At 63.8% G+C, this 12,423-nt stretch carries 15 protein-coding genes; 4 read left to right on the top strand and 11 right to left on the bottom strand.

The features are described from left to right. Nucleotides 1-4: 4 nt before the first annotated feature. From ACFSQT_RS26585 to rplS, 4 genes are all read right to left on the bottom strand, one after another. Nucleotides 5-802, bottom strand: coding sequence for a transporter substrate-binding domain-containing protein (locus tag ACFSQT_RS26585; protein WP_379023738.1), 798 nt, complete (start codon nucleotides 800-802; stop codon nucleotides 5-7). A gap of 164 nt (nucleotides 803-966) precedes the next feature. After that, a complete protein-coding gene (locus ACFSQT_RS26580; RefSeq protein ID WP_379023736.1) occupies nucleotides 967-1,494 on the bottom strand; it encodes a MarR family winged helix-turn-helix transcriptional regulator in 528 nt (175 codons plus the stop codon). Beyond that, a complete protein-coding gene (locus ACFSQT_RS26575) occupies nucleotides 1,491-1,925 on the bottom strand; it encodes an organic hydroperoxide resistance protein (protein ID WP_379023733.1) in 435 nt (144 codons plus the stop codon). Before ACFSQT_RS26575 ends, ACFSQT_RS26580 begins: the two co-directional genes overlap by 4 nt. A 145-nt stretch (nucleotides 1,926-2,070) precedes the next feature. Beyond that, entirely contained in the window at nucleotides 2,071-2,610 is a 540-nt protein-coding gene (rplS, locus tag ACFSQT_RS26570) for a 50S ribosomal protein L19 (protein WP_379023731.1), read from the bottom strand. 327 nt (nucleotides 2,611-2,937) lie between these two features. On the opposite strand from rplS, the gene ACFSQT_RS26565 reads away from it, so the two are divergent. Continuing rightward, nucleotides 2,938-3,690 carry a sulfite exporter TauE/SafE family protein gene (locus tag ACFSQT_RS26565; protein ID WP_379023729.1) on the top strand — a complete coding sequence of 251 codons (753 nt, stop codon included), beginning with the start codon at nucleotides 2,938-2,940 and terminating at the stop codon, nucleotides 3,688-3,690. Here ACFSQT_RS26565 and trmD read toward each other — a convergent pair. Then, complete coding sequence (gene trmD / locus ACFSQT_RS26560; protein ID WP_379023727.1) at nucleotides 3,672-4,370, bottom strand: tRNA (guanosine(37)-N1)-methyltransferase TrmD; 699 nt, start codon at nucleotides 4,368-4,370, stop codon at nucleotides 3,672-3,674. The genes ACFSQT_RS26565 and trmD overlap by 19 nt on opposite strands. After that, nucleotides 4,367-4,966, bottom strand: coding sequence for a ribosome maturation factor RimM (rimM, locus tag ACFSQT_RS26555; RefSeq protein ID WP_379023725.1), 600 nt, complete (start codon nucleotides 4,964-4,966; stop codon nucleotides 4,367-4,369). The genes trmD and rimM overlap by 4 nt, the downstream gene beginning before the upstream one ends. 231 nt (nucleotides 4,967-5,197) lie before the next feature. Between rimM and ACFSQT_RS26550 the strand changes: the two genes are divergently transcribed. Further along, entirely contained in the window at nucleotides 5,198-6,136 is a 939-nt protein-coding gene (locus ACFSQT_RS26550; protein WP_379023723.1) for a tyrosine recombinase XerC, read from the top strand. A 96-nt stretch (nucleotides 6,137-6,232) separates the two neighbouring features. Next, a complete protein-coding gene (locus ACFSQT_RS26545; protein ID WP_379023721.1) occupies nucleotides 6,233-7,303 on the top strand; it encodes a TraB/GumN family protein in 1,071 nt (356 codons plus the stop codon). A 2-nt stretch (nucleotides 7,304-7,305) separates the two neighbouring features. On the opposite strand, the gene ACFSQT_RS26540 is transcribed toward ACFSQT_RS26545, so the two are convergent. Both ACFSQT_RS26540 and ACFSQT_RS26535 read right to left on the bottom strand, forming a co-directional pair. After that, nucleotides 7,306-7,782: a DUF2867 domain-containing protein gene (locus ACFSQT_RS26540; protein ID WP_379023719.1), complete on the bottom strand. Its 477-nt coding sequence runs from the start codon at nucleotides 7,780-7,782 to the stop codon at nucleotides 7,306-7,308. Nucleotides 7,783-8,156: 374 nt separating this feature from the next. After that, nucleotides 8,157-8,399 (bottom strand): hypothetical protein, encoded by a 243-nt coding sequence (locus tag ACFSQT_RS26535; protein ID WP_379023717.1) that lies wholly within the window; start codon nucleotides 8,397-8,399, stop codon nucleotides 8,157-8,159. 310 nt (nucleotides 8,400-8,709) lie between these two features. On the opposite strand from ACFSQT_RS26535, the gene ACFSQT_RS26530 reads away from it, so the two are divergent. Continuing rightward, a protein-coding gene (locus ACFSQT_RS26530) for an IS630 family transposase (protein ID WP_379023715.1) occupies nucleotides 8,710-9,655 on the top strand; the annotation gives its coding sequence in 2 pieces (ribosomal slippage) (nucleotides 8,710-9,048 and nucleotides 9,050-9,655; 945 coding nt in all). Between the two features lie 12 nt (nucleotides 9,656-9,667). On the opposite strand, the gene lpdA is transcribed toward ACFSQT_RS26530, so the two are convergent. The 3 genes from lpdA to ACFSQT_RS26515 are packed head-to-tail and all read right to left on the bottom strand — an operon-like array spanning nucleotide 9,668 to nucleotide 12,351. Continuing rightward, complete coding sequence (gene lpdA, locus ACFSQT_RS26525) at nucleotides 9,668-11,074, bottom strand: dihydrolipoyl dehydrogenase (RefSeq protein WP_379023713.1); 1,407 nt, start codon at nucleotides 11,072-11,074, stop codon at nucleotides 9,668-9,670. Nucleotides 11,075-11,098: 24 nt separating this feature from the next. Next, entirely contained in the window at nucleotides 11,099-11,854 is a 756-nt protein-coding gene (locus ACFSQT_RS26520; protein WP_379023711.1) for an SDR family oxidoreductase, read from the bottom strand. Then, complete coding sequence (locus ACFSQT_RS26515) at nucleotides 11,851-12,351, bottom strand: hypothetical protein (protein WP_379023709.1); 501 nt, start codon at nucleotides 12,349-12,351, stop codon at nucleotides 11,851-11,853. The genes ACFSQT_RS26520 and ACFSQT_RS26515 overlap by 4 nt, the downstream gene beginning before the upstream one ends. Between the last annotated feature and the right edge of the window lie 72 nt (nucleotides 12,352-12,423).

The raw sequence follows: 12,423 nt of genomic DNA, 5'->3' as shown, positions 1-12,423 counted from the left end.
CGAACTACTGCCCCATCTTGTAATCAAGGAACCATTTCTTGTTGAGCGCATCGAAAGTGCCATCGGCCTTGAGCGCCGCGATTGCCGCGTTGACCGGCTTCACCAGATCGGAACCTTTCGGGAAGATGAAGCCAAAGTCCTCGGTGCCGAGCGGCCCGCCGATCAGCTTCAGCTTGCCCTCGGAAGCATCGACATAGCCCTTGCCCGCGGTGCCGTCGGTCAACACGACATCGACGTCGCCGGACTTCAACGCCTGCACCGTCGCGCCGAAGGTCTCGAACAGTTTGATGCGCGGGTTCTGCTCGTTGCCGTCGAGCACGCTGTAGACGGCGGTGTAGAACGGCGTCGTGCCGGCCTGGGCGCCGATCAGCCCGTCCTTGAAGGCGCCGAAGGTCTTGGCGTCGGTGAAGCGGCTTTCGTCGCCGCGCACCAGCATGAACTGTTCCGAGCGCATATAGGGGTCGGAGAAATCCACCTTCTCCTTGCGGTCGTTCTTGATGGTGATGCCGGTCATGCCGATGTTGTACTGGTTGTCGGAAACCGCCTGGATCATCGCGTCCCAGGAGGTGTTCTGGTACTCGACGGCGAAGTTCAGCCGCTTGGCGATCTCATTCATCGCGTCATATTCCCAGCCGATCTGTTTTCCCGTCTTGGCGTCGATGAACTGCAGCGGCGGATAGGCGTTTTCGGTCACCACCACCACCTTCTTGCCGCCGAGATCGGGCAGCGCCTGCGCCAGGGCGGCAACCGGCGTAAGCATGAGGGCAAGCAGGCCGGCCAGCAGCAGTTTCGATTTGGTCATGACACACTCCCGGAAATTGAATGGCCCGGACAGGGGCCGGGCTTGCAGGAAAATCCGGCGCCGACTTTAGCTTTCCGCAAGCGCCATGCAAGACGGTCCGCTGCGTCAGCGCACGCGAAAAGGGATTCGGATGCCCTGAATTCAGGGATTTCGGGATGATCTGCTTATCTTGAGCCAGAGACCAACGCTTCCGCATCTGCCGACGCGTCTTCCGCTACAGCGTTGCGCAGACCGGCAACAAGATGGGTGAGCGTTGCGTGCAGCGCTTTCGCTGCACCAGGCTCGAGCGGCACGCTGCAGGCAAGTGCCGCAGACACATCCTTTGCGCGCGCACTCAGCGCCTGGCCCTTGGCCGTCGGCTCGACCAGCACGCGGCGCTCATCGGCGGCATCGCGGCGGCGGGTAATGAGGCCGCCTGCCTCCATCCGCTTGAGCAGCGGCGTCAGCGTCGCGGAATCAAGGCCCAGCGCCTCGCCAAGCGCGCCCACAGTGCTCGGCGCGTGCTCCCATAGTGCCAGCATGACCAGATATTGCGGATAGGTCAGGCCGAGCGGATCGAGCAACGGCCGATAGAGCTTGGTCATCAGTCCGCTCGCCGAATAGAGCGCAAAGCAGAGCTGCTGGTCGAGCTTCGGTATCCCGGCGAAATCCGCCGGGACGTCCAGGGGCGAAGGGGTCGTTCTGGTGGTCATGCTGCCTTTGCCGGAAGCGCCACTGCCGAAAGCGCCACGTCGATGTTGCCCTTGATGGCGTTGGAATAGGGGCAAACCTGGTGCGCTGCCGATACAAGCGCTTCCGCCGCCGCCTGAGCAAGACCTTTCGTCTCGGCCGCGAGCGAAACGCCAAGCAGAAAACCGCCCTGGCCATTGGGATGCAGGCTGACATTGGCCGTCACCGAGGCGTCCTGCAGCGGCAGTTTCTGCTTGCCGGCGATGTAGCGCATGGCGCTTTCGAAGCAGGCGGCATAGCCGGCGGCGAAAAGCTGCTCGGGGTTGGTGGCGCCACCCTTGCCGCCCAGTTCCTTCGGCATGGCAAGGTCGAGGCTGAGCAGGCCATCGCCGCTCCGGACATGGCCGGCGCGGCCGCCGACGGCCCGAGCTTGAGTGGAATACAATGCGGTCATCTCGTCTCTCCATTTACTTTGTGCACGATTGTTTAGTACACGATATAAATCGAGTCAACCGCAGATTTCCTGTCAGGGCATAAAACCCCAAAACGAAAAAAGGCGGCCGAAGCCGCCTTTTTACAATCATGCTTGTCTGAAAACCTTATTCGGCGGTAGCCGCTTCCGCGGCCTTGGCTGCCTCGGCGGCGGCCTGCTTCTCGGCGGCGTCCTGGGCGGCCTTCTCGGCGGCCAGAGCCTCGGCGGCTGCGACCTTCTCGGCCTCGATGCGGGCCTTTTCGGCGTTCAGCGCATCGCGCTCGTCATCGTTCAGCTTGCGGGCGCGCACGCCGGTGTTTTCCGAGATACGGGCCGACTTGCCGCGACGATCGCGCAGGTAGTAGAGCTTGGCGCGACGCACCTTGCCGCGACGAACGATCTCGACGCCTTCGACCATCGGCGAGTAGACCGGGAACACGCGCTCGACGCCTTCGCCGTAGGAGATCTTGCGGACGGTGAAATTTTCCTGGAAGCCGGAGCCGGCGCGGGCGATGACGACGCCCTCATAGGCCTGGACGCGGGTGCGGGTGCCTTCGGTCACGCGGACCTGGACGCGCACGGTGTCGCCGGGCTGGAATTCGGGAAGCTTGCGCTTGGCCTCGATCTTGGCGGCCTGCTCGGCCTCGAGTTGACGGAGAATATCCATCTCAAAAATCCACTTCTTGTTCTTCCGACAGCCAGAGCGTCCGACACTCGCCTTGCAGTTCCATTGACCGCTCGGCTATGCCCTTTGTCGAAGACATCGGTGTCCAAGACATCGGGCAGGGGCGACTACACCGTCATTGTTGACGGGTCCGGCAGAGTTTTTCTTGCCGGTACGGGCGGGCACATACAGCTATTTCAGCGCTTTGTCACGTCTGTGTCGGAGTCTTTTTTGCCCGCATGGCACCATCATAACCTTCCGGTGCCGGGTTGCGTCCGTATGCCAAGCTTCCTAAGCCGGGCGAAGCACAGTTTTACGCGGCGGCATTCCATGTCCATCTTCGACGCCATCCTGCTTTTCCTCGCCGGTTTTCTGTCAGGCGCCGCCAATGCGGTCGCCGGTGGCGGCACCTTCATCACCTTCGGCGCCATGACATTGGTCGGCCTGCCGCCGATCGTCGCCAACGCCACCTCCTCGGTGACGCAGCTTCCAGGCTACATCACCTCGACGCTTGCCTACTCAGCCGACATCAGGCATTTCTGGCGCGCAGCGCTGCTGCTCTGTCTGATTTCCGCCGTCGGCGCGCTGGCCGGTGCGCTGATCCTGCTGGCGCTCGACAATCCGTCCTTTCGCGTCCTGGTGCCGTGGCTGCTGTTGGCCGCGACCGCACTGTTCGCCGCCGGGCCGTGGCTGAAGCCGGCGCCAAAACCCGGGCATGAAGCGTCGGTGGGTTCGCTGGCCGGTTCGCTGGCGCAGTTTCTCACCGCCACCTATGGCGGCTTCTTCGGCGCCGGCATGGGCGTGATGATGCTGGCGACGCTCGGCCTGACGCAAGCCGGCGACTATCACCGGCTGAACGCGCTGAAGAACATGCTGGCCGTGGTCATCGCCGCAGTCGCGATCGTCGTCTTCGTCTCGGGCGGCGTCGTCGCCTGGCCGCAGGCGATCATCATGATCCCGGGCGGTGCGCTGGGCGGCTATGCCGGTGTCTGGATCGCCAAGCGCGTGCCGCAGAACGCGGTACGCGGCTTCGTCGTCGCGGTCGGCCTGTTTCTCGCCTTCTACTACTTCAGCAAGGGGTGAGCGCCGAGCAAATCCGGCCGCCGCTCCTTCGTCAGCGCCTCGGACTGAGCCCGCCGCCATGCGGCGATCTTCTTGTGATTGCCGGAAATCAGCACCTCGGGAATCTCGCGCCCTTCGAATTCCTGTGGCCGCGTGTAGTGCGGATGTTCGAGCAGGCCGTTCTCGAAACTCTCCTCTTCGCCCGAGACCGCATTGCCCATCACGCCGGGCAACAGCCGCACCACCGCGTCGAGCACCACCAGCGCTGCCGGTTCACCGCCAGAGAGAATGAAATCGCCGATGGAAACTTCCTCAAGGTTCCGCGCGTCGATCAGCCGCTGGTCGACGCCTTCGAAGCGGCCGCACAAGATAACCACGCCCGGGCCCACGGCCAGTTCGCGCACGCGCGCCTGGGTCAATGGCCTGCCGCGCGGGCTCATCAGCAGCCGCGGCCGCAAATCGCCCGGCGGCGAGGTGTGGTCTATGGCTTTCGCCAAAACATCGGCGCGCATCACCATGCCGGCGCCGCCGCCGGCCGGCGTGTCGTCGACGGTGCGGTGGCGGTCAGTGGCGAAGTCGCGAATCTGGATCGCTTCCAGCGACCATGTGCCGCCTTCCAGTGCCCGGCCGGCCAGCGACAGGCCAAGCGCGCCGGGAAACATCTCGGGATAAAGCGTCAGCACCGAGGCTTTGAACGTCACCGGTTGCCCCCGGCGTCGCTCGGTCCGCGCGGCCTGCCCTTCGGGTCGAAGTCTTCCTCGCGCGGCGCATCGCCATCCGCGTCGTCGACCAGCCCGGCCGCCGCCGGATCGACGCGGACAAAACCCTCGGCGATCGACACATCAGGCACGGCGGCCTGCGTGAACGGGATCAGCACGCCCTTGCGCCCGCCGAGTGTCACATCGAGAATGTCGCCGCCGCCGAAATTGTGCACCGCCACGACCTTGCCGATCGTGGCTCCCGTGTCGTCCCGGACCTCGAGGCCGACGAGATCGGCATGGTAGAATTCGTCCTCCTCGCCGTCATCGGGCAGCATCGAACGGTCGACGAACAGCTCCGTGCCGGCCAGCGCCTCGGCCGCGTTGCGGTCGGCAACACCCTTGAAGCGGACCACGACGACGGTGTTGGCGGGCCTGATATCGATAATCTGGAAGGCGCGGCCGTCCCTGGCGTAGAGCGGCCCATAATCAGCCAGCGCCAGCGGCTCGCCGGTGAAGGTCTTCACCCGCAATTCGCCCTTGATGCCGTGGGCGGCGCCGATCACGGCCATCTGGACGGGGTTCTGGGGCTTGCTCATGGCGCGACATCCTTTGGCTTTGCTCTAACGCTCCCCGATTGTCATTTCAATGACATGGCTCTTCACCGGTTCCTAACCCGGCTGCCGGAAAATGGCCGCCAATGCATGTCGCCCAAAAAGTGGCCCCGGTTTTTGGGACAACGACAGGCATGAAGACAATGCATGTCGCCCAAGAGTGGCCCCTGGTTTTGGGGATAACGACAGGCATGAAACAAAGACTGGAAGCACGCCATGCAGGAATTCCTCATCCCGGCAAAACCCGACCTCCAGGCGGCGCGTGAAAGCTGGCTGAAGATGCTGGCGCGCGAACGCCGGCTGTCGCCGCAAACCGTCGAAGCCTATGAACGCGACACGCGCCAGTTCCTGCATTTCCTCACCGGCCATTGTGGCGGCTCGCCTGGCATCCCGGACATCGCCAATCTGCGTCCGGCCGATCTGCGCGGCTTCCTCGCCGCCCGCCGCAATGCCGGCGCCGGCGCCCGCACGCTCGGCCGCGGGCTGGCCGGCATCCGTTCGCTGCTGCGGTTCCTCGAACGGCGCGGCCTCGTCAATGCGGCGGGTGCTGCCGCATTGCGTGCGCCGCGCCAGCCCAAGTCGCTGCCCAAACCGCTGACGGCGAGCGATGCCAAGCACGTCGTTTCCGTCGAAGGCCAATTGGCGGAGGAGCCGTGGATCGCGGCCCGCAACGCCGCCGTGCTGACGCTGCTCTACGGCTCTGGCCTGCGCATTTCCGAGGCGCTCGGCCTCGCCGGTGCCGAACTGGCATCGGAAGCCGACACCGTGCTGCGCGTCACCGGCAAGGGCGGCAAGACGCGGCTGGTGCCGGTGCTGCCGGTGGCGCTGCGGGCCATCGCCGAATACCGCCGGCTCTGTCCCCATCACCTCGACCCGAAGGGCCTTTTGTTTCGCGGCGCGCGCGGCGGCCCGCTCAATCCGGCGATCGTCCAGCGCGACATGGCCAAGCTGCGCTCGGCGCTCAACCTGCCGGATACCGCGACGCCGCACGCGCTGCGCCATTCCTTCGCCACGCATCTGCTCGGCCGTGGCGGCGACCTGCGCACCATCCAGGAGCTCCTGGGCCACGCCAGCCTGTCGACGACACAGATCTACACCGGCGTCGACACCGCGAGGCTGCTCGAAATTTATGAGTCTGCTCATCCCCGCGCCTGAGTCCGTGTCCAGCGCACAACGAGTACTGGCCGGTCGAAGACAATTTCGCAGCGCCGGTTAACCGTTTTGCCGCTTTTTGGTTCTAGGACAAAGGCTATGAAACGCGTCATCGCCATCGCCGACCGTGCAGCTTCCGTATCGCTGAAGCTGCTTGTCGCGCTCAATGTCCTGTTTTTCCTGTCGTTCCTCGCCGTCTTGCTGTTCGCGGCCGGCAGGGCACACGCCGAGATCCCGACCTGCACCGGCGCCGACATGTTGTCTGCCTTGCAGAAGAACGATCCGGCCACCTATCGCAAGATCGAGGCGGACGCCGCGGCCACGCCGAATGGCAAGGGCCTGTTATGGAAGCTGGAGAAGCCGGGCGAAAAACCGTCCTTCCTGTTCGGCACCATGCACATGACCGACCCGCGCGTCACCGCGCTTCCGCCGGACGCGCAGAAGGCCTATGACGCCGCCGACACCATCGTCATCGAAACCACCGACGTGCTCGACAAGCAAAAGATGATGGCGGCGATGCTCAAGGAGCCGGAACTGATGATGTTCACCGACTCCACGACGCTGTCGTCATTGCTGTCGCCTGGCGATGCGGCGGCCATGAATGCCGCGCTTGACGCGCGCGGCATTCCGCCGGCAACCGTTGCCAAAATGAAGCCGTGGATGCTCTCGGCCATGATGGCGCTTCCGGCTTGCGAACTCGCCCGCCAGTCCGGCGGCGCCCCGGTGCTCGACGTCAAGCTGGCTGAGGGTGCTAAGACTGCGGGAAAGCCGGTGGAAGGCTTGGAAACAGCTGCCAGCCAGCTGCGCGCCATGGCTTCGCTGCCGCTGGCATTCCACATGAAGGGCCTCGTCGACACGCTGAAGCTGGGCGACAAGGTCAACGACATCAACGAAACCATGATCGTTCTCTACCAGCGCGGCGACACCGGCATGTTCTGGCCGTTGTTCCGCGCGGCCATGCCTGATGAGAAGGACGACCCCACGGGCTATGCGGCGTTCGAGGAAACCATGATCACCAGTCGCAACAAGGTGATGGTCGAGCATGCCGAGCCGATCCTTGCCAGGGGCAACGCCTTCATGGCGGTCGGCGCCCTGCACCTTCCCGGCCCCGAAGGCCTGGTCGAGGATTTCCGCAAGGCGGGCTACACTGTCACGGCGGTAGGGCTTTAACTCTACTTGATCAAAACCTGAGCCAGCATCGCCGGAACGATGATCCGGTGAAACGGCATAACGATCGCGAGATAGGCCCGGCCAAACAGGTTGTGCGTCTTCACGATCGTCGACGCCGCCACTTCCTGCCGGCCCGCGCCGAGGTCGTTCACCTCCACCAGGATACGGAAATCGAGATGCCGGTCGTCCAGACCCAGGACGACCCTGCCAGGGGCCCGGCTGATGAGCGGAAAGATACCGATCCTGCTTTCCGGCAATGCGTCGCGTTCCGGCCCCGTCTTCAGCCCGAATGGCCTGACGGCGAGGTTGCGTAGCAGCATAAGCCAGCCGACCCATCGCGGCGTTCGCCCCAGAACGTGTTCGGCCGCGCCAATTGCGGTCAGTGCAAGACCATCGGTTACCAGTACGTATCGGTCGGCGAACTGAGCGCCGGCAAGGGCGCCTTCAGGGTCGGGGAAAGTCTGTGCAGTGGGCGTCATACCGGCAAATCCCTCGCAACCAACGATAGCATCGGTTGGTTTGGCTTGCTGCGTGGCGAAACGCCGCCAGTCCCGGCGGCGCCCCCCTTCCCGGCCCCGAAGGCCTGGTCGAGGATTTTCGCAAAGCCGGCTATACTGTCGCCGCTGTCAACTGAGTCGCATGGTCCGGGCGTCGTGTTTTCGGCGTTTTCCTCGACTAGCGTGAAACCCATTCGACGGTAACGCGTTGATGGCTGTTGTTTGATGTTTTTCATCCACGGAGGACACTTTTATGGCGAACGCACCGAATCCAAACGACCCGTTCAATTCGTCCACCAATGTCCCACCGCCACGCGGCGGCGGCGGCAGTACCTGGCTGATTGCGCTGGTCGTCGTTATTCTGGCGGTTGTCGCGTATTATGTTTTCGGAAGAAGCGGTGGTGAGCATCCGGCGCCTGCCGAGCCACCGGCGGCCAGCACACCGGCGCCTGCACCGGCTCCTGCAGAACCCATGAAGCCCGCCGAACCAGCTCCGGCAGCGCCCGCTCCGGCGGCACCTGCGCCTGCCGAACCGGCACCAGCGCCCGCTCCGGCACCAGCACCAGCACCGGCCCCTGCGCCGGCTCCGGCCCCAGCACCGGCCAACTGATCGGCTCGATACCAAATACGAACGGCCCGCTGAAAAGCGGGCCGTTTTGCTTTGGATGGTGGTGCCTGAAAGGCCTTTCCAGAAACTCGCTCCGGCGAGTCAGCTGGTGTGGTTTTCGAGAACCGGAGCGCAGCGGACATTTGGGTCCGTGAGCACCGGAAGCGGAGAAAACCTCGCCAGATGGCCGCCGGAGTAGAGTTTATGAAAGGCCTTTAGAGCGGTTTGCGTTTTGTCTGAATCAGGATTCCCAAGATTGAGCAAATCAGATTCGATGTTCTGACCGTTGGAGGTCGGGACAGATGGCCAAGCCTTGTTCGATGGATTTGCGGGAACGGGCACTGGCTCGCCTTGAAGAAGGCGAGACGAGCCGAGAGGTGGCTGCGGCGCTGAAGGTGGCAGTTTCGAGCGTGATCAAGTGGGCGGCGCGCAAGCGTCGGCTGGGCAGTGCGGCACCCGGCAAGATGGGCGGTCATCGACCCTATCTGATTGACGGGGAGCATCGTGCTTTCGTCCTGAGCGAGGTCGAGCGGGATGCCAACATAACGCTTCATGAATTGACGGCCGCACTGGCTGACCGGGGTCTCATCATCCACCCCGCCAGCGTCGGTCGCTTCTTGCATCGCGAGGGCAAGAGCTTCAAAAAAAACCGTTCTGCCGGCTGAGCAGCTCAAGCCGAAGCTGATGCGTCGGCGGGCGCAATGGATGCGCTATCAGACCCGCATTGACCCAACGCGCCTGGTCTTCCTGGATGAAACGTGGGTCAAGACCAACATGGCGCCGTTGCGTGGCTGGGGTGTGCGCGGCAAGCGGCTGATGGCTCACGCGCCATATGGTCATTGGAAGACGATGACCTTCATCGCCGCGCTGCGGCATGATCGGGTAGAGGCGCCTTGGGTCATTGACGGACCCATCAATGCGCAGGCCTTCCGTGTCTATGTCGAAACCGAACTCATCAAGACACTGAAGCCGGGCGACATTGTCATTCTCGACAATCTCGGGTCTCACAAGGGCCAAGCCGTCCGCGACATCGTCAGGGCCGCCGCAGCGCGGCTCTTCTTCCTGCCGCCCTACAGTCCAGATCTCAATCCAATCGAGAAGCTCTTCGCCAAGCTCAAGCACTGCATGCGACGTGCCGCCAAACGAAGCATCCAGGCCGTACACAACGCTATCGCCCGCACCCTCGACGACGTCACCCCAAATGAATGCAACAACTACATCGAAAGCGCAGGCTATAAGTCAACCTAAATGCGAACCGCTCTAGATGTGGATTGGCTTGAAGAACGTCGCCAGCGCCGCCTCCTTGACCGCTTCCGACATCGTCGGATGCGCGTGGCAGGTGCGGGCGAGATCCTCTGACGAACCGCCGAATTCCATCAGCACCGCCGCCTCGTGGATCATCTCGCCGGCGCCGAAGCCGACAATATGAACGCCGAGCACGCGGTCGCTTGCCTTGTCGGCGAGAATCTTGACGAAGCCGTCGGTGTGCAGCATGGCGCGCGCCCGGCCATTGGCGCTGAACGGGAATTTCCCTGCCTTGTAGTCGATGCCGGCCTTCTTCAGCTCCTCCTCGGTCTTGCCGACCGAGGCGATTTCCGGACTGGTGTAGACGACGCTCGGAATGACGTCATGGTTCACGTGACCGGCCTGGCCGGCAATGGTTTCCGCCACCGCCACGCCCTCGTCCTCGGCCTTGTGCGCCAGCATCGGCCCGGCGATGACATCGCCAATGGCGAAGATGCCGGGCACATTGGTCCGCAGATGCCCATCGGTCTTGACCCGGCCATGCCCGTCGACTTCGACGCCGGCCTCGCCAAGCCCGAGACTGTCGGAATAGGCGCGACGCCCGGTGGCGATCAGCACCGCGTCGGCCTCGATGGTCTCGGCGGCGCCGCCATTGATCGGCTCGAAGGTGACGGTCGCGCCCTTCTTGGCCTTGGCGATGCCGGTGACCTTGGCGCCGAGCTTGAACTCGAAACCCTGCTTCGACAGCATCCTCTGGAACTGCTTGGAAACCTCGCCATCCATGCCGCCCAGGATGGTGTCGAGGAACTCGACCACGGTGACCTTGGCGCCAAGCCGCGCCCACACCGAGCCGAGCTCGAGCCCGATGACACCGCCGCCGACGACCACCAGATGGCCAGGCACTTTGTCCAGCGACAGCGCGCCGGTCGACGATATGATCACCTTCTCGTCGATATCGACCTTGACGCCGGGAATGCCGGCGACGTCGGAGCCGGTGGCGATGACGATGTTCCTGGTCTCGATCTCCTCGACCTTGCCATCCTCTCCGGTCACCGAGACCTTGCCGGCGGCGACCACCTTGCCGGTGCCGCGAAAGCTGTCGATCTTGTTCTTCTTGAACAGGAAGGCGACGCCGTTGACGTTGGAGGACACGGTCGCATCCTTGTGCGCCATCATCTTCTTCAGGTTCAATTTCGGCGCTGATATCTCGACACCGAGCGTGTCGAAGGAATGGCCGGCCTCGGCGAACATCTCGGAGGCGTGGAGCAGCGCCTTCGACGGAATGCAGCCGATGTTGAGGCAGGTGCCGCCGAAGGTCGCGTTCTTCTCGACCACCGCCGTCTTCAGCCCGAGCTGCGCCGCCTTGATGGCGCAGACATAGCCGCCCGGTCCCGATCCGATGATAACGACGTCATAAGCCATGATACTGTCCTTCTTCACTGGGGCTCAGCGGCCGCCGCTTACATTCAGGATCGCGCCCGTCGTATAGGACGCGGCGTCGGATAGAAGATAGAGGACCGCGCCCGCGACTTCATCAGCGGTGCCGGCCCTTTTCATCGGCAGCATGTCGCGGAACCGCTCCACCCGGTCCGGCTGCCCGCCGGAGGCGTGGATCTCGGTGTCGATGATGCCCGGTCGCACCGCATTGACGCGGATGCCTTCCATCGCCACCTCGCGGGCGAGCCCGATGGTGAACGTGTCGACGGCGCCCTTGGAGGCGGCATAGTCGACATATTCGCCCGGCGAACCCAATGTCGCAGCGGCCGACGAGATGTTGACGATCGACCCGCCCTTGCCGCCGTGGCGCGTCGACATGCGTTTCACCGCCTCGCGGGCGCAGAGGAACGAACCCACGATATTGATGCGCATCATGCGCTCCAGCCGCGAGACATCCATTTCGTCGACGCGCGCCTTGACGTCGACGATGCCGGCATTGTTGACGAAGGCATCGAGCCGGCCATAGGCGCGATCGACAGCGCCAAATATGGCAACGATATCGGCCTCAACGCCGACATCGCCCTTGACGGCAAACGCATCGCCGCCGGCGGCCTGGAGCTCGGCGACCAGTGCATCGGCGGCGTCCTGATTCGCAGCGTAGTTGACCGCGACGCGGTAGCCGGCCCTGGAACCGAGCCGGCAGATCGAAGCGCCGATGCCGCGACTGCCGCCGGTGACCAGCAGCACCTTTTGCGCCCCGCTCATTCCTGGCATCCTTTCAAGGCAAACACATCCCACGGCACTTTCGAAAATCCATTGCCGCCATAGGCCGAGGATTGACGCAGCGCCGGACCAAGATCCGACAGGATCAGCGTCTTCGGCGCCTCGACGCCTTCGGCCGGCAGCAGCCCGATGCTGCCCTTGTCATCCAACGTGTAGATGACGCCGTGCCAGGACGTGCAGGCGGCAAGCTCCTCGCCGGTGACGTCGCCCTCGGGGCATTTGTACATCAGCACGCCGTTCGGCCGCGACACGCCCTCGTTCCAGATGACGATGCCATTCAGCACCACATCGTTGTCGAGGATCATCCGGAAGGTGTTGGTGACGGTCGCCGAGGTGACGGTCGGGGTAAAATCAATCTCGCTGCCGCTCTGGGCCTCGCCATAGACGGCAAGCTCGATCGGACAGGCGGCGAAGGCAGCCAGAGGCCACCCAAGGCCGACCGCAGAGGAAACCAGCAAACCGCCGAGACGTATCGTCATCGGGTTTTGGGTGCCAACGCCTGGGCGACATCGCCGTCCCGCCGGCACTCCGACGCAGCCGTGCTCAGGACC

The organism is Mesorhizobium calcicola (assembly GCF_042682105.1).
GTDB lineage: Bacteria > Pseudomonadota > Alphaproteobacteria > Rhizobiales > Rhizobiaceae > Mesorhizobium > Mesorhizobium calcicola.
The sequence above is the reverse complement of the archived record's forward strand: the minus strand, read 5'-3'. Positions and strand labels throughout refer to the sequence as shown.